This window comes from Microbacterium longlingense, from assembly GCF_058349825.2.
This window is the reverse complement of record NZ_JBYRJA020000009.1, coordinates 42,548-57,046: the sequence shown is the minus strand read 5'-3', so window position 1 is coordinate 57,046 and position 14,499 is coordinate 42,548. Positions and strand designations below refer to the sequence as shown.

The 14,499-nt window shown below is 69.8% G+C and carries 16 protein-coding genes; 9 read left to right on the top strand and 7 right to left on the bottom strand.

The annotated features are described in order from the left end of the window. Positions 1 to 38 precede the first annotated feature (38 nt). The 5 genes from AC3RXY_RS13235 to AC3RXY_RS13215 all read left to right on the top strand — a co-directional run bounded on the left by AC3RXY_RS13235 (position 39) and on the right by AC3RXY_RS13215 (position 5,522). Positions 39 to 311, top strand: coding sequence for a DUF6112 family protein (locus tag AC3RXY_RS13235; RefSeq protein WP_491511391.1), 273 nt, complete (start codon positions 39 to 41; stop codon positions 309 to 311). A gap of 19 nt (positions 312 to 330) precedes the next feature. After that, complete coding sequence (locus tag AC3RXY_RS13230; RefSeq protein WP_491511390.1) at positions 331 to 1,671, top strand: conjugal transfer protein TrbL; 1,341 nt, start codon at positions 331 to 333, stop codon at positions 1,669 to 1,671. Between the two features lie 6 nt (positions 1,672 to 1,677). Next, positions 1,678 to 3,135 carry an SCO6880 family protein gene (locus AC3RXY_RS13225; RefSeq protein ID WP_491511389.1) on the top strand — a complete coding sequence of 486 codons (1,458 nt, stop codon included), beginning with the start codon at positions 1,678 to 1,680 and terminating at the stop codon, positions 3,133 to 3,135. An 84-nt stretch (positions 3,136 to 3,219) separates the two neighbouring features. Next, positions 3,220 to 4,023 carry a hypothetical protein gene (locus AC3RXY_RS13220; protein WP_491511388.1) on the top strand — a complete coding sequence of 268 codons (804 nt, stop codon included), beginning with the start codon at positions 3,220 to 3,222 and terminating at the stop codon, positions 4,021 to 4,023. A 41-nt stretch (positions 4,024 to 4,064) separates the two neighbouring features. Beyond that, positions 4,065 to 5,522 (top strand): putative type IV secretion/conjugal transfer ATPase, encoded by a 1,458-nt coding sequence (locus tag AC3RXY_RS13215; RefSeq protein WP_491511387.1) that lies wholly within the window; start codon positions 4,065 to 4,067, stop codon positions 5,520 to 5,522. Positions 5,523 to 5,535: 13 nt separating this feature from the next. Here the strand turns inward: AC3RXY_RS13215 and AC3RXY_RS13210 are convergent, their stop codons facing one another. Both AC3RXY_RS13210 and AC3RXY_RS13205 read right to left on the bottom strand, forming a co-directional pair. Continuing rightward, complete coding sequence (locus AC3RXY_RS13210) at positions 5,536 to 6,156, bottom strand: GNAT family N-acetyltransferase (RefSeq protein ID WP_130109619.1); 621 nt, start codon at positions 6,154 to 6,156, stop codon at positions 5,536 to 5,538. Continuing rightward, positions 6,156 to 6,509, bottom strand: a complete 354-nt coding sequence (locus tag AC3RXY_RS13205) for an ArsR/SmtB family transcription factor (protein WP_130109620.1) — start codon at positions 6,507 to 6,509, stop codon at positions 6,156 to 6,158. The genes AC3RXY_RS13210 and AC3RXY_RS13205 overlap by 1 nt, the downstream gene beginning before the upstream one ends. Before the next feature lie 74 nt (positions 6,510 to 6,583). On the opposite strand from AC3RXY_RS13205, the gene AC3RXY_RS13200 reads away from it, so the two are divergent. The 4 genes from AC3RXY_RS13200 to AC3RXY_RS13185 are packed head-to-tail and all read left to right on the top strand — an operon-like array spanning position 6,584 to position 10,535. Further along, on the top strand, positions 6,584 to 7,918 hold the full coding sequence (locus tag AC3RXY_RS13200) for an NAD(P)-binding domain-containing protein (RefSeq protein ID WP_130109621.1): 1,335 nt from the start codon (positions 6,584 to 6,586) through the stop codon (positions 7,916 to 7,918). A gap of 36 nt (positions 7,919 to 7,954) precedes the next feature. Continuing rightward, positions 7,955 to 8,314, top strand: coding sequence for a Cd(II)/Pb(II)-sensing metalloregulatory transcriptional regulator CmtR (gene cmtR, locus AC3RXY_RS13195; protein ID WP_130109622.1), 360 nt, complete (start codon positions 7,955 to 7,957; stop codon positions 8,312 to 8,314). Next, the gene (locus AC3RXY_RS13190) at positions 8,311 to 10,230 is read left to right on the top strand and encodes a heavy metal translocating P-type ATPase (protein ID WP_211359139.1); all 1,920 of its coding nucleotides are present in this window, start codon (positions 8,311 to 8,313) and stop codon (positions 10,228 to 10,230) included. Before cmtR ends, AC3RXY_RS13190 begins: the two co-directional genes overlap by 4 nt. Continuing rightward, entirely contained in the window at positions 10,227 to 10,535 is a 309-nt protein-coding gene (locus AC3RXY_RS13185) for a hypothetical protein (RefSeq protein WP_130109623.1), read from the top strand. The genes AC3RXY_RS13190 and AC3RXY_RS13185 overlap by 4 nt, the downstream gene beginning before the upstream one ends. A 138-nt stretch (positions 10,536 to 10,673) precedes the next feature. On the opposite strand, the gene AC3RXY_RS13180 is transcribed toward AC3RXY_RS13185, so the two are convergent. The 5 genes from AC3RXY_RS13180 to trxB are packed head-to-tail and all read right to left on the bottom strand — an operon-like array spanning position 10,674 to position 14,476. Continuing rightward, positions 10,674 to 11,078, bottom strand: coding sequence for an arsenate reductase ArsC (locus tag AC3RXY_RS13180; RefSeq protein ID WP_449280562.1), 405 nt, complete (start codon positions 11,076 to 11,078; stop codon positions 10,674 to 10,676). 14 nt (positions 11,079 to 11,092) lie between these two features. After that, positions 11,093 to 12,097, bottom strand: coding sequence for a metalloregulator ArsR/SmtB family transcription factor (locus AC3RXY_RS13175; RefSeq protein ID WP_130109625.1), 1,005 nt, complete (start codon positions 12,095 to 12,097; stop codon positions 11,093 to 11,095). Next, a complete protein-coding gene (gene arsB, locus AC3RXY_RS13170; RefSeq protein WP_449280560.1) occupies positions 12,094 to 13,182 on the bottom strand; it encodes an ACR3 family arsenite efflux transporter in 1,089 nt (362 codons plus the stop codon). The genes AC3RXY_RS13175 and arsB overlap by 4 nt, the downstream gene beginning before the upstream one ends. Continuing rightward, on the bottom strand, positions 13,179 to 13,505 hold the full coding sequence (gene trxA, locus AC3RXY_RS13165; protein ID WP_130109627.1) for a thioredoxin: 327 nt from the start codon (positions 13,503 to 13,505) through the stop codon (positions 13,179 to 13,181). The genes arsB and trxA overlap by 4 nt, the downstream gene beginning before the upstream one ends. Continuing rightward, positions 13,502 to 14,476, bottom strand: a complete 975-nt coding sequence (gene trxB, locus AC3RXY_RS13160; RefSeq protein WP_491511386.1) for a thioredoxin-disulfide reductase — start codon at positions 14,474 to 14,476, stop codon at positions 13,502 to 13,504. Before trxB ends, trxA begins: the two co-directional genes overlap by 4 nt. Between the last annotated feature and the right edge of the window lie 23 nt (positions 14,477 to 14,499).

The following is a 14,499-nucleotide window of genomic DNA, read 5'->3' as shown; positions in this document are numbered from 1 at the left end:
GGACGAGTCGCGTCCCCGCATCGACAGGAGGACCACCCGTGATTGATATTGACCCGAACAGCGACGGGCTCCCCGGGATTGCGCAGCTCCGCGAGATCGTGGGCGCGGTGATGACGGCGGGGCTCGTTCTTGCCGTTCTCGCACTGATTATTTCCGCGATCATCTGGGGTTTTGGTGCGAACAGCAGCAATCCTCACTTGGCATCTCGGGGAAAGACGGGCGTGCTCGTTTCCTGCGGAGCGGCCATCTTGTGCGGTGCGGCGGTCACGTTGATCAACTTCTTCTGGACTGTCGGCCAGGCCGTCAACTAGCCAGGGCTGGTGAGTCACGGTGAGCATCTGCGACGCCCCGATCATCTCCACCGTCTGCACCGCCGTCGGCGAGGGCCCAGCCGGGCTGTTCTTCCGCTGGGTCGCCGATGCGATGGGGTTGGCCGTCTCCACACTGTTCCAGGGCATGTGGGAGGTGTTCTCCACCACGACCGCCGTGGACATCACCTCCGACGGGTACATCCGCGTCTACAACATCCTCTTCGGCATCGCCGTCGTCGTGACCCTGCTGCTGTTCTGCTTTCAGCTCATTACGGGGCTCGCCCGCCGCGACCCCTCAGCGTTGACACGTGCCGGAGTCGGGGTCGCCAAGAGCGTGCTCGGGTCGTTCGTGCTCATCACCTGCACCGCCCTGCTGTTGCAGGTCACCGATCTGCTGTCGGTCGGGATCATGCAGGCCGCTGGCGAGACCATCGCGAGCATGGGCGGCCGGCTCGCCCTCCTTGTCGCTGGTCTCACCGTCGTTGGGGCGACCAGCGGGGCCGGGGCGCTGCTGATGATCTTCCTCGCCGGCCTCATGATCGCCGCGATCTTCATCCTGTGGTTCTCGCTCCTGATCCGCAAAGCCCTGCTGCTGGTCGCGATCGTGCTCGGCCCCATCGCCCTCGCCGGCCTCACCTGGGAAGCATCGCGCGGATGGTTCGCGAAATGGGCGACCTTCGTGATCGCCCTGATCGCGTCGAAACTCGTGGTGACCGTCATATTCCTCGTAGCACTCACCCAGGTGGCGACTCCGATCACGCTGGATCTCGCCGTCCTGTCGGAGCCCATCGCCGGCATAGTCCTGCTGTTCATCGCCAGTTTCGCGCCCTACATGGTCTACAAGTTCCTGGCGTTCGTCGGTTTCGACATGTACCAGGCGGCATCGATGGAGCAGGAAGCGAAGTCGGCGCTCAACCGCCCCATCCCCATCCCGTCCAAGCCGAAAGCCGCAGACGCGAAGCAGGTACTCGACGGCGCTGGCTCGAAGGGGAAACCGGCGGCCTCCGAGCCCGCACCCGCGCCATCTGCGACGCCTGCCGTACCGGCGGAGGGGGCCGCGGCCGGGGGCAGCTCCGGCGGCGCGGCAGCCGGGGGCGCGGGCGGCGGGGCAGCTGCGGGAGGAGGCGCGGCTGCGGCCGGGCCGATCGTCGCCGGCGCGATGATCGTGAAGGAAGCCATCGAGACTGCCGCGACTGCGGGCCCCGCGCTTGGCGGGGCGGTCGGCGAGGTCGCCGACGGGCACGCCGCTTCTGCGGGCGAGAGCTCAACCCCGCCACCTGCGACTGCCCAGACACAGCAGCCGCCCACCGTGCTCCCGTCACCCTTGACGCGGCCATCCGGCACAGGCTCGGAGGGGTAAACGATCATGTCCGGCACCAGCACCCCGTTCGAGCTGCAGACGATCCAGTTCTCAAGGCTCACCCGCCGCGGCATCCTACTCGGCTTGTCGCTGTCGCAGCTGATCGTGCTCGCCTGCGCGCTCCTCATCGTCGTCGTCGCCTTGTACACGAGCGGCGGGGCAGGGCTTGCCTGGTCGTCGCCCGCGTGGCTGACGCTCGCGGCGATCGCGTGGGTGCCCGTCAGCGGGCGCAAGCTCATCGAGTGGGCGCCGATCATCACCCGCTGGCTCATGCGCACCCGCGCGAAGCAGACCCGCTATCGCCGCCGCATGATCCGGCCCCGCCCGGCCGGCACCCTCGCCCTGCCCGGCGACCTCGCAGCCCTGCGTGAGTGGCATGACCCCGAGACGGGGGCGGCGATGATCCACGACCCGCACGCGCAAACCCTCAGCGTGATGCTGCGGGTGCAGCATCCGGCGTTCGTGCTCCTCGACCCGGCCGAGCAGCAGCGCCGCGTCACCGGCTGGGGTCGCGTACTTGCCGCCGCGTGCCGGTCCGGCAGGATCGCCCGCATCCAGGTCATGGAGCGCACCCTGCCCGATTCGGGGTCGGGGCTTGCCGAATGGTGGCGCGAGCACGGCGCCGACGATGGTTCCTGGGCGGCCACCACCTACCGGGAGCTCATCGAGCGCGCCGGCCCCGCCGGGGAACGGCACGCGACCACGATCTCGCTCGCGCTCGACATGCGGGCCGCCACCCGGCAGATCAGGAGCGCGGGCGGCGGGATGGGCGGGGCGGCGGCGGTGCTCAGGCAGGAGATGCAGTCGCTGCAGACCGCGCTGCGCAGCGCGGAGCTCACCTTTGCGGGCTGGCTCACTCCCGGCGATGTCGCCCTGATCCTCCGCACCGCCTACGACCCCGCCGCGGGCCCCGCGCTCGAACGGCACGGTGCGCTCGGCCGCGACCTCGCCACCGCCGGCCCGGTCGCGGTGAACGAGGCGTGGGATCGGCTGCGCTCCGACAGCGCCCACCACGCGGTGCTGTGGATCAGCGAATGGCCGAGAGCGCAGACCTTCCCCGGGTTCCTCGCCCCTTTGGTGCTCACCGGCGGCGTGCTCCGCTCCCTGTCACTGCACTACTTGCCGGTCAGGGCAGACCAGGCTGCCCGCGATCTGCGGAAGAAGAAGACTGAGATGATCGCTGACGCCGCGCAGCGCCGGAAGATCGGGCAGGTCGAGGACACGCAAGCCTCGGCGGAGTTCCAGGACGTGCTGCAACAGGAGAGCGAGCTGACCGCCGGCCACGGCATACTGCGCGTCGTCGGCCTCGTCTCTGTCTCCGCACCGACCCCGGGCGAGCTCGATGCGGCGGTCGCGCAGATCGAGCAAGCCGCGATCCAGTCCTCCTGCGAGACGAGGAGGCTCGTCGGCCAGCAAGCCCAAGCCTTCACTGCGGCGGCGCTGCCGCTTTGCCGCACCATCTGATCCGGCCTCTTGGCACTGTTCCGAGCTGCGTCTTGGCCAGTGCACCTGCCTGGTGACCTGCCCCTGTTGTGAAGGAGTCCTCCGATGGCGACATTCTCTGATCCAAGAGCCGACGCTGCTGAGGCGGCGGAGGCGGTACGCGGCATCGCGCACGCCCTCCACGCCACTGACCATCCCCGCGACGTGTACGACGTGCTCGGCGAACTGCTCTCACTCACTCGGCGGCTCACGAGCGTCACCGGGCAGCTCGCGAGGAACATCGCCCACCATCAGCGCCTCGCCGCAGACGACACCGGGAACCGGCAGGCCGGCGCCGACGCCGCACAGTCCGCGATCGACGGACTGCGGGAGGCGTCCGCGATCTTCGACCAGGCAGAGACCGCCATGAACCGTGCCGCGCAGGCTGCGTCGCGCATCGCTTGGCGGGACCTTCCCGACACGGTGCCGCCCCGCCGGTTCGTGAACATCGTGTTCCTCCAAGGCGAGGAGGCAGACCGGATCATCGAGACGATCAACCGGAACGGCCCGGACGGCGCGTTCGAGGAGCTGGCCGGGTACGACTTCGGCGACGAGACCGTGGACGCGGCGCTCGAGAACGGGTACGTCTACGACCGGCCCCCGACGGGGCAGCTCGACCGGGTAGCGACCCGCGACGTGTACACGATGGTCTACAACCCCTTCATGGGGCACGTCGGCCTCTACCGGGAACACGACGCCCTCCCCGATCCCGTGCTCCTCGGAATCGAAGACCCGCCCGCGCACGCCGCACCCACCCCGGATGCTGCGGTACCGGTGCGGGAGGTGTCGCGGGCGGATCGCCTCGGCACCCCGCGAGTGAACCGGGCCGTCTATCCGGCTCGGGCGAGCCTGCGGGGGCTGGGCGCGTGACCGGCCGCCACGCCAGCCCTCACGCTCCCGATGAGGGGCAGTTGCACACTTCGGTGCTCGTCGGGCCGGAAGGGGAACGCCGCACCCAGCGCCGGGCACGCCGGCAGGCCGCCGCCCGTCTCCACGCCGAAGCCCGCGTGGCTCAGGCGGCAGCCGCGCGGGCGGAGCGGGAAGCGGAGCGGGAGGAGCGGCGCGCGACCAGCTACCTGCCCCGCGCCGGAGAGGCCGGGGCGGCGTCGCTTCGCACGCCGGGGAGGTTCCGGCTCCCGCGCCACCAGGACACCTCGGCGACGCTCGCCGGGCACTACCCGTTCCTCGCGGAAGGCGGCCTCGGCTCGGCAGGCACCTTCGTCGGGCAGGACCTCTACTCCGGAGGCTCCTTCGTGTACGACCCGTGGGAGCTGTACCGGCAGGGCGTCATCACCGCCCCGAACATGATCCTCGCCGGGATCGTCGGCAGCGGGAAGAGCTCGCTCGCGAAAGCGCTGTACACGCGGGGGCTGCCGTTCGGGCGGCGCGTCTACGTCCCCGGAGACCCGAAAGGGGAACACACCGCCGTCGCGCGTGCCGTCGGCGGTCGGGCGATCCTCCTCGGCCCCTCGCTGCCCGCACGCCTGAACCCCCTCGACGCCGGCTACCGGGCGGCGGGGATCGCGGATGAGGACTGGCAGGCGCAGGTCGCAGCCCGCCGCCGCGACCTGATCGGTGCGCTCAGCGAGACGGTACTCGATCGCCGCCTCTCGCCTGTCGAGCACACCTCGATCGACGTGGCCCTCGCCGACGCGGTGCGCTCGGCCGAGGTGCCGATCCTGCCGATGGTCGTCGACCGCATCCTCGAACCCTCACCCGACGACGACCCCGACGGCAGGCTCGCGGAAGACGGACGCATGGTCGGGCACGCACTCCGCCGATTGGTCGCCGGCGACTTGTCCGGCATGTTCGATGGACCGTCCACAGAAACCTTCGACCCGACGCTGCCGATGCTCTCCCTCGACCTCTCCCGCGTCGCCGAGAACTCCGCACTGCTCGCGGTGCTGATGACGTGCAGCTCGGCCTGGATGGAGGCCGCTCTCCAAGACCCGAACGGAGGCCGGCGTCTCGTCGTCTACGACGAAGCCTGGAGGCTGATGTCCTACCCCAGTTTGTTGGCCCGGATGGACGCTCAATGGAGGCTGGCCAGACACTTCGGGATCAGCAACCAGCTCATTTTTCACAAGCTGACCGACTTGGAGAACGTCGGCGATAGCGGGTCGCGGATGCGCGCCCTCGCCTCCTCGCTGCTCGCCAATGCGGAAGTGCGGGTCGTGTACCGGCAGGCGAGCGACCAGCTCGGCGCAACCGCGGAAACCCTCGGCCTCACCGGCACCGAACGATCCCTCCTCCCGACCCTCGGCATCGGCCAGGGCCTATGGAAGATCAAGGACAGGAGTTTCGTCGTGCAGCACCAGCTCCACCCAGCTGAACTCGAGCTCTTCGATACTCGCGGCAGGATGCTCTAGGTTCCCCGTAAGTTCAGGATTTCTGAAGGCGATTCAGCGTGAAGATGCGGGTCGACGGGCCGCTGGAGTGCGCGTGAGGGTGCATGTTCGTGGAAGATGCACCCTCACCTCGTGCTTCTGCAGGGTCAGCTGTGGTGCGGCGTTCAACGAGGAGGGTGTCACGCCAGCGTCCGGCGTATGGCCCGGCTTCCATGCGGGCGATGCGTTCTCTCCGTCCGACGACGCGGAACCCGGCCCGCTCATGGAGGCGCAAGCTTGCGGTGTTCTCGGGGAAGATCGACGATTGGACCGTCCAGACCCCCACCTGGTCCGCGAGTTCGAGGAACGCGGTCAGGAGAGCTGAGCCGACTCCGTGCCCTGCAGCATCCGGGTGGATGTAGATGGAGTGCTCGACGACGCCCGCGTACACGGCCCGCGCCGAGACGGGTGAGGCGGCGGCCCACCCGAGAACCTGCCCCTCGGAGTCGACGGCGACGAGGCTGAGTTCCGGGCGTTTGCCGGTGGCGAAGGCGGCCCAGGTGTTGGGTGGAGCGGTTTCGAAGGTGGCGTGCCCGGTCGCGATCCCGGCCCGGTAGATGTTCTCGACCTCGGGCCAGTCAGCCTCGACCATCGGCCTGAATTGGAGCGACTCCATCAGGCCGTGAATGCTCGGGCTGCGTCGACAAGGGTGCCGGTCGTGGGCTGGTAGTACGCCCACTTGCCGCGCTGCTCACGGGTGACGAGCCCGGCCTCGACAAGGAGCTTCATGTGGTGCGACACGGTCGGCTGCGACAGCCCGACGGGTTCGGTGAGATCACACACGCACATCTCCCCGCTCGCACTCGCGGTGATGAGCGAGAACAGCTTGATCCGGTTCGGGTCGCCGAGCGCTTTGAACACCTTCGCGAGCTGCTGCGCGGTCGCGTCATCGACCATCGGATATGCCGCAGGGGCGCAGCACGGCCCCTGCGCGGGTGTCGTGTCAATCGTCGAGCGGAGAGCAGCCATGCTTCCATTCTGCCTCACGTATTGACAGATGTCGATGCGTTCGGCAGGCTTGTCACATCGAAGAACATCAATGCATGGAGGTTGATATGGATTCCGTCGTCGTCATCGGCGCGGGCCCGCAGGGACTCGCGGCGGCCGCGCACCTGCTCGAGCGCGGCCTGAACCCGCTCATCCTGGAAGCCGGCACTGGGCCGGCCTCGGCGGTGGCCGAATGGGGGCACGTGCGGCTGTTCTCGCCGTGGACGGAGCTCACCGATGCGGCGTCGCGACGCCTGCTGGAACCCACCGGCTGGATGGCGCCCACTCAGGGGTATCCGACCGGCGCGCAGTGGATCGAGCAGTACCTCGCGCCGCTCGCGGAGACCCTCGGTCATCGCATCCGGTATGGGGCGCGGGTGATCGGCGTGGGGCGCAAGGGCCGCGATCTCTCGGTTGATGCGGGACGCGCTGAGCAGCCCTTCATCGTGCACGTCGAGCCCGCGGACAGCAGCGAGGAGCGGATCGAAGCACGCGCCGTGATCGACGCCTCGGGCACCTGGCGGACGCCCAGTCCCGCCGGCGCCGACGGGCTTCCCGCCCTCGGCGAGCGTGCAGCGATCGAGGCAGGCCTCATGGAGCACCGCATGCCCGCGATCGAGGATGCCAGTGCGCTGGCGGGTCAGCATGTCGTGGTGGTCGGCAACGGGCACTCAGCGGCGACCACGATCGGGATCCTGTCCAGGGTGGCCAAGCGCGAACCCGGAACACGGATCAGCTGGGTGCTGCGCCGCGGCACGGTCGGCAACACCTTCGGCGGCGGCAGCGCCGACGAACTGCCCGAGCGCGGCGCGCTGGGCCAGCGCGCGAAGAAGGCCGTCGAAGACGGCCTCGTGGACCTCGTCACCGGGTTCCGCACTGAACAGGTCGTCATCGACGGCGGCCAGGCAGTACTGGTTGCAGAGGACGGCCGACAGCTCGCGCCTGCGGCGCGGGTGTTCGTCGCCACAGGGTTCCGCCCCGACCTATCCTTCCTCTCCGAGATCCGTCTCGACCTCGACATGCGCCTGCAGGCCCCGACGCGCATCGCCGCGGAGGTCGACCCAAACGTGCACTCCTGCGGCTCCGTCCGGGCCACCGGCGCGGCCGACCTCGAGCAGCCCGAGCCGGGGTTCTACATCGTGGGCGCGAAGTCCTACGGACGCGCGCCGACCTTCCTCGCCCTGACCGGCTTCGAGCAGGTACGCAGCGTCGTCGCCGCGATCGCCGGAGACCGCGAAGCCGCCGAGCGCGTGGAGCTCGCCCTGCCCGACACGGGCGTGTGCGGAGGCTCCGGCCTCTTCGACGCGCCCGACGAGCAGTCCGCGGCCGGGCCCTGCTGCGCGCCTGCGCCGCAGCTCATCCAGCTGGGGGCACCACCCCTGGTCCGCTGATACCCAAATAGTCAGCATTCGCTGTATGATCAGTGAATGCTGACCATTGCTTCACGCCTCGACGTCATGAACCGGCTCGGCCGGGCCATGGCGGACCCGACGCGCTCCCGGATTCTGATGACCCTGCTCGACGGGCCGAGCTACCCGGCCGTGCTCTCGCGCGAGCTGGAACTGACCCGCTCGAACGTGTCGAACCACCTGACATGCCTGCGCGACTGCGGGATCGTGGTCGCGGAGCCAGAGGGGCGGCAGACGCGTTACGAGATCGCGGACCCGCACCTGGCGGCGGCGCTGACCGCTTTGGTGGACGTGACGCTCGCGGTGGACGAGCACGCGCCTTGCATGGATGCCCAGTGCACCGTGCCGGGCTGCTGCGGGACGGGAGCAGGCGCATGAGCACTGCGTGCGGCTGCGAGCACGACGAGCCCGAGACCGCGGACGCCGAAGAAGCCGAGGAGGCGGAGCGCCCTTGGTGGCGGGACCGCGGGATCATGGTCCCAGTCTTCTCCGGCACCGCCTTCCTGACCGGCCTGGTCCTGGAGTGGTCCGGGCTCGAGATCCCGGCGCTGGTGGCGTTCTGGATCGGTTTGCTGCTGGGGGCGTCAACGTTCACGCCGGGCGCGATCCGGAAGCTGTTCACGGGCAAGCTCGGCATCGGCCTGCTGATGACGATCAGCGCGGTCGGCGCGGTGATCCTCGGCTATGTCGAGGAAGCCGCAGCTTTGGCGTTCCTCTACTCGATCGCCGAGGCGCTGGAGGACAAGGCGATGGACCGCGCCCGCGGCGGGCTGCGGGCATTGCTCAAGCTCGTCCCCGAGACTGCGACCATCCGCCACGACGGAACAGCCGTCGAAGTCCCGGCGAAGGATCTCCATGTAGGTCAGCTGATGCTGGTGCGGCCGGGCGAGCGGATCGCGACCGACGGGATCGTCCGCACGGGGCGCTCCAGCCTGGACACCTCCGCGATCACCGGGGAGTCGATCCCGGTCGAGGTCGAGCCCGGCGACGCCGTGTCGGCGGGTGCCATCAACACCGCCGGGGCGCTGGAGGTCGAGACGACCGCGGCGGGCACCGACAACTCGCTGACCACGATCGTCGAGCTCGTGGAGCAGGCGCAGGCCGAGAAGGGCGACCGCGCCCGCCTCGCCGACCGCATCGCCCGGCCATTGGTGCCCGGCGTGCTGATCCTCGCCGCGCTCGTGGCAACCCTCGGGTCGCTGCTCGGCGACCCGGAGCTGTGGATCACCCGCGCCCTCGTGGTGCTGGTGGCGGCGTCGCCCTGCGCGCTGGCGATCTCCGTGCCACTGACAGTGGTCGCCGCGATCGGGTCGGCGAGCAAGTTCGGCGTGATCATCAAGTCCGGGGCCGTGTTCGAACGATTCGGCGTGATCCGCCACGTCGCCGTCGACAAGACCGGCACCCTGACCCGCAACGAGCCCGCCGTCACCGCCGTCCTCACCGCCGACGGGATCACCGAGGCGCGGGCGCTTGCCTGGGCGGCCGCGCTGGAGCAGCACAGCACCCACCCGCTCGCGGCCGCGATTACCGCGGCCGCTCCAGATGCCCCTGCGGCCGAGGGCGTGGCGGAGCAGGCCGGGCACGGCATCGAGGGCAAGCTCGACGGCGCGCGGATCACGGTCGGCAGCCCCCGCTGGCTGGACGCCGGGTCGCTCGGCGACCAGGTGGCAGGCCTGGAAGAGCAGGGCATGACGGTCGTGATCGTCCACCGCGACGACGTCCCGGTTGCCGCGATCGGCGTCCGCGACGAGCTGCGCCCCGAGGTCCCCGAGGTCGTGCGCACCCTCGCGACCCAGGGCATCGGGATGACGATGCTCACCGGCGACAACGCCCGCACCGCACGTGCCCTCGCTGCGGAGGCCGGGATCGAGGACGTCCGCGCCGAGCTGCGCCCCGAGGACAAGGCCACCGCGATCAGCGAACTCGGTAAGAAGAACGGCTCGGTCGCGATGATCGGCGACGGCATCAACGACGCCCCCGCCCTGGCCGCCGCAGACATCGGCATCGCGATGGGCGCGACCGGCTCCGATGCCGCGATCGAGTCGGCCGACGTGGCGTTCACCGGCCATGACCTGCGGCTGCTGCCGCGCGCGTTCGACCACGCCCGTCGGGGGCGGCACATCATCAACCAGAACATCATCCTGTCGCTGCTGATCATCACCGCCCTGCTCCCGCTCGCCCTGTTCGGCGTCCTGGGGCTCGCAGCGGTGGTCCTGGTGCACGAGATCGCCGAGGTCGTCGTCATCCTCAACGGCCTGCGCGCCGCCCGGACTCGGAAGGAGCCGACCGCATGAAGGTCGAACTGCTGCACATCGTCGACTGCCCGAACACAGCTGTCGCTGAGGAGCACGCGCGCGCCGCCCTGGACGCTCTCGGGCTCGCGGACGTGCCCGTCGAGCTGGTGACGATTCGAACCGAGGCCGAGGCGGCGGATGCTCCGTTCGGAGGCTCGCCCACGATCCTCGTCGACGGCGTCGACCTGTTCCCCACGGCCCCGGTTCGCTCGCTCGCGTGCCGGGTCTACGCGACAGGAAGCGGGTACGCCGGAGCGCCCACGCAGGAGCAGATCGAAGCAGCGCTGCGAGGCGCATCCCGGTAGAGCGAGAACGACCGGTGACGCGATCACTGGGTCACACCTCACGGCAAAGCGGTGTTCGCCGCGTGGATCGAGAACCCGGAAACAAAGCGGAGGGGGGTAGGGCCGCTGGCCTCTACCCCCTCCGCTGCTCGCAGTCCCTCAGACGAGCAGTTCGGCGAGGAGGGTTTCGACGCGGCCCTTGATGTCGTCGCGGATCGGCCGCACCGACTCGATGCCCTGACCGGCGGGATCGTCGAGCTTCCAGTCTTCGTACCGCTTGCCCGGGAAGAACGGGCAGGCATCGCCGCAGCCCATCGTGATCACCACGTCGGAGTCCTGCACCGCTTCGGTGGTGAGCACCTTGGGCTGTTCGGCGGTGATGTCGATGCTCTCTTCGCGCATCGCCTCGACCGCGACGGGGTTGATCTGGTCGGCGGGCATGGATCCGGCGGAGCGGACCTCGACGCGGTCGCCCGCGAGCTCGCGGAGCCAGCCTGCGGCCATCTGGGAGCGGCCGGCGTTGTGGACGCAGACGAAGAGGACGGAGGGCTTCTGGTCGGTCATGGTTTTCGCATCTTTCAGTCGGTGAGGGTGGCGAGGAGGCCGCGGACGCGGCCCTCGATGTCGTGGCGTATCGCTTCGACCCCCTCGGGCGAGGCCAGCGCAGGGTCGCCCACGGCCCAGTCCTCGTAGCGGACGCCGGGGATGATCGGGCAGACGTCGCCGCAGCCCATGGTGACCACCACGTCGGCCGCGCGTACGGCGTCGTCGGTGAGGGGCTTCGGGAACGCCGTCTCGGCCTCCTGCTCGCCTTCGATCTCGGTGAGCAGGGAGCGCACGTGCGGGTGCACATCCGAGGCAGGGGTGGAGCCCGCGGAGCGCGCGATCACGCGGCCGTCGGCGAGCTGGTTGACGATCGCGGCGGCGAGTTGGGAGCGGCCCGCGTTCTGCACGCACACGAACAACACCCGCGGCACCCCGGCCGAGCGGTCCCGCGTCAGGTCGGTGAGGCGCTGCCGGGCGAACCGTTCGGTCAGCGGGATCATGTGCGCCGTCAGTTTGGCCGAACGGACCAGGCCGGCGTAGGACTCGCGGACGATCGCGATCACGAGTTCTCGGTTCAGCCCGGTCAGCTCGTCGGCGAGCTCTTCGGCGAGCCGCGTCACGCGGGCGTCCATCTGCTGCAGGGCCGCGACCCGTGCTGCGGTGTCCTCGGGCTCGTCCGTTGTGGCCGCGGCGGGGGCGAACGCGTCGAGGAGGGCCGCGACGGCGCGCTGCTTGCCCGGCGCGATGCGGTAGTACACCCAGGTGCCGCGCCGCTCGGACAGCAGCATCCCGGTCTCTTTCAGCACCTTCAGGTGGTGGGAGACGGTCGGCTGGGACACGTCGGCGAGCTCGGCGAGGTCGCATACGCAGGACTCGCCGCGCGGGTCGGTCGCGATCGCGGAGAGCATCCGCAGCCGCAGCGGGTCAGCGAGCGCCTTCAGCGCCCCGGCCACGGTCGTGGCGGCCTCGGTGCCGATGGCGTGCGCCGTGGACGGCGCGCACGCGTCGGCGTCAGAGATGACGGTCGTGTCGGTCATGACGTCCTCGATTCGGTGGCGTAGGGGTCGGTGTGGAACCAGGCCTTCGCGGCCCAGAGCGAGACGTAGACCAGGCCCACGAGCACCGGCACCTCGATGAGCGGGCCGACGACCCCGGCCAAGGCCTGGCCGGATGCCGCGCCGAAGGTGCCGATCGCGACCGCGATCGCGAGCTCGAAGTTGTTGCCCGCCGCAGTGAACGCGAGCGTCGTCGACCGTGCATACCCCAGGCCGAGCCCCTTGCCGAGCAGGATGCCGGCGAACCACATCAGTGCGAAGTAGACCAGCAGCGGCAGCGCGATCCTGGCGACGTCCATCGGGCGCGAGGTGACCTGCTCGCCCTGCAGCGCGAACAGCAGCACGATCGTGAACAGCAGCCCGTACAACGCCCACGGCCCGATCACGGGGAGGAACTTCTCCTCGTACCAGTCGCGCCCCTTGCGCTTCTCGCCGACGAAACGGGACGCGAAGCCCGCGGCGAGCGGAATACCGAGGAACACGAGCACATTCAGCGCGATCTGCCAGACCGAGACATCCAGACCCTGCGCGTCCAGTCCCAGCCAGCCCGGCAGCACGGTCAGGTAGAACCAGCCCAGCACCGAGAACATCACGACCTGGAAGACGGAGTTGATCGCGACCAGCACCGCGGTCGCTTCCCGGTCACCGCACGCGAGGTCGTTCCAGATCACGACCATCGCGATGCAGCGGGCGAGTCCGACGATGATCAGCCCGGTCCGGTACTCCGGCAGGTCCGGCAGGAAGATCCAGGCGAGCGCGAACATCACCGCGGGCCCCACGAGCCAGTTCAGCACGAGCGAGGAGAGGAGCAGCTTCTTGTCCCCGGTGACGGCGGCGACCCTGTCGTAGCGGACCTTCGCGAGCACCGGGTACATCATCACCAGCAGGCCCAGCCCGATGGGGATCGAGATTCCGCCGACCTCCATCGCGGAGAGCGCGTCCGAGAGCGCGGGCACGAAGCGTCCGAGCAGGAGGCCCGCGACCATGGCGAGGCCGATCCAAAGCGGCAGCCACTTGTCGAGAGTGGAGAGCCGCTTCGGGGCGGTGCGGGTCAGGGTGTCGGTCATGCGAGCAGCTCCTCGATCTTCGCGGCGTAGACGGGCTTCGGGTGCGCGCCGATCAGCACGTCCACGCGCTCCCCGTTCCGGTAGAAGCCGAGGGTCGGGATCGAGGTCACCCCGGCCGCGGTCACGGTCTCGGGGTTCTGGTCGGCGTCGACCTTCACGATCCTCACCCGGCCCGCGTACTCGCCGGCGAGCTGGTCCAGGATCGGGGCGATCGCCCTGCACGGGCCGCACCAGGTCGCCCAAATGTCGACCACGACAGGCAGCTCGGACTCGAGCACCTCCGCCCGGAAAGTAGCGTCGGTGACAGGGATGACGGTGCTCATGCGGAGACCTCCAAAGCAAGCTCGGAAACGGTGGCGGGTGCGAGGTTCGACAGGTAGTGCTGGGCGTCCTGCGCGGCCGCGCAGCCGGTGCCCGCGGCGGTGATCGCCTGCCGGTACGTGTGATCGACGAGATCCCCGGCCGCGAACACCCCGGCCAGGTTCGTCCGCGTCGACGGGTGCGCGACCCGCACGTACCCGTCCGCGTTGGTGTCGACCTGCCCGGTCACGAGCTCGGAGCGCGGGTCGTGCCCGATCGCGACGAACACCCCCGTCGCGTCGAGCGTGCGCTCGGCCCCGGTGACGGTGTCGCGCAGCGTGAGCCCGGTGACCTGCTCGTCGCCGAGGATCGCGGCGACCTCGCTGTTCCAGGCGACCTCGATCTTCGGGTCGTCGAGCACGCGCTGCGCCATGATCCTCGACGCGCGGAACTCGTCCCGGCGGTGCACCACGGTCACCTTCGATGCGAACCGGGTGAGGAACAGGGCCTCCTCCATCGCGGAGTCCCCGCCGCCGACCACGACGATCTCCTGCTCCCGGAAGAAGAACCCGTCGCAGGTCGCGCACCACGACACACCGTGCCCGGACAGGCGCTCCTCCTCGGGAAGGCCGAGCTTGCGGTACGCGGAACCCATCGTCAGGATCACCGCCCGCGCCCGATACGTCGCCCCGGCACCGGTCTCGATGGTCTTCACGTCGCCGTCGAGTTCGAGGCGGACCGCGTCGTCGTAGACGATCTCGGCGCCGAACCGCTCGGCCTGTGCCCGCATCGACTCCATCAGCTCCGGGCCCTGCACGCCGTCGACGAAGCCCGGGAAGTTCTCCACCTCGGTCGTCGTCATCAGCGCACCGCCCGCGGTCACCGAGCCCGCGATCACGACCGGCGCGAGGCCCGCACGGGCGGCGTAGACCGCCGCGGTGTACCCCGCAGGACCGGACCCGACGATGAGTAGTTCGACCTCTTGAATAGACATGCATCTATATTGACGCATGTCGA

What these genes read in the sequence shown, in the direction of transcription:
- AC3RXY_RS13225 (WP_491511389.1), top strand. Translation starts at nt 1,678, where the DNA reads ATGTCCGGCACCAGCACCCCGTTCGAGCTGCAGACGATCCAGTTCTCA.
- AC3RXY_RS13220 (WP_491511388.1), top strand. Translation starts at nt 3,220, where the DNA reads ATGGCGACATTCTCTGATCCAAGAGCCGACGCTGCTGAGGCGGCGGAG.
- AC3RXY_RS13210 (WP_130109619.1), bottom strand. Translation starts at nt 6,156, where the DNA reads ATGGAGTCGCTCCAATTCAGGCCGATGGTCGAGGCTGACTGGCCCGAG.
- AC3RXY_RS13205 (WP_130109620.1), bottom strand. Translation starts at nt 6,509, where the DNA reads ATGGCTGCTCTCCGCTCGACGATTGACACGACACCCGCGCAGGGGCCG.
- AC3RXY_RS13200 (WP_130109621.1), top strand. Translation starts at nt 6,584, where the DNA reads ATGGAGGTTGATATGGATTCCGTCGTCGTCATCGGCGCGGGCCCGCAG.
- cmtR (WP_130109622.1), top strand. Translation starts at nt 7,955, where the DNA reads ATGCTGACCATTGCTTCACGCCTCGACGTCATGAACCGGCTCGGCCGG.
- AC3RXY_RS13190 (WP_211359139.1), top strand. Translation starts at nt 8,311, where the DNA reads ATGAGCACTGCGTGCGGCTGCGAGCACGACGAGCCCGAGACCGCGGAC.
- AC3RXY_RS13185 (WP_130109623.1), top strand. Translation starts at nt 10,227, where the DNA reads ATGAAGGTCGAACTGCTGCACATCGTCGACTGCCCGAACACAGCTGTC.
- AC3RXY_RS13180 (WP_449280562.1), bottom strand. Translation starts at nt 11,078, where the DNA reads ATGACCGACCAGAAGCCCTCCGTCCTCTTCGTCTGCGTCCACAACGCC.
- AC3RXY_RS13175 (WP_130109625.1), bottom strand. Translation starts at nt 12,097, where the DNA reads ATGACCGACACGACCGTCATCTCTGACGCCGACGCGTGCGCGCCGTCC.
- arsB (WP_449280560.1), bottom strand. Translation starts at nt 13,182, where the DNA reads ATGACCGACACCCTGACCCGCACCGCCCCGAAGCGGCTCTCCACTCTC.
- trxA (WP_130109627.1), bottom strand. Translation starts at nt 13,505, where the DNA reads ATGAGCACCGTCATCCCTGTCACCGACGCTACTTTCCGGGCGGAGGTG.
- trxB (WP_491511386.1), bottom strand. Translation starts at nt 14,476, where the DNA reads ATGTCTATTCAAGAGGTCGAACTACTCATCGTCGGGTCCGGTCCTGCG.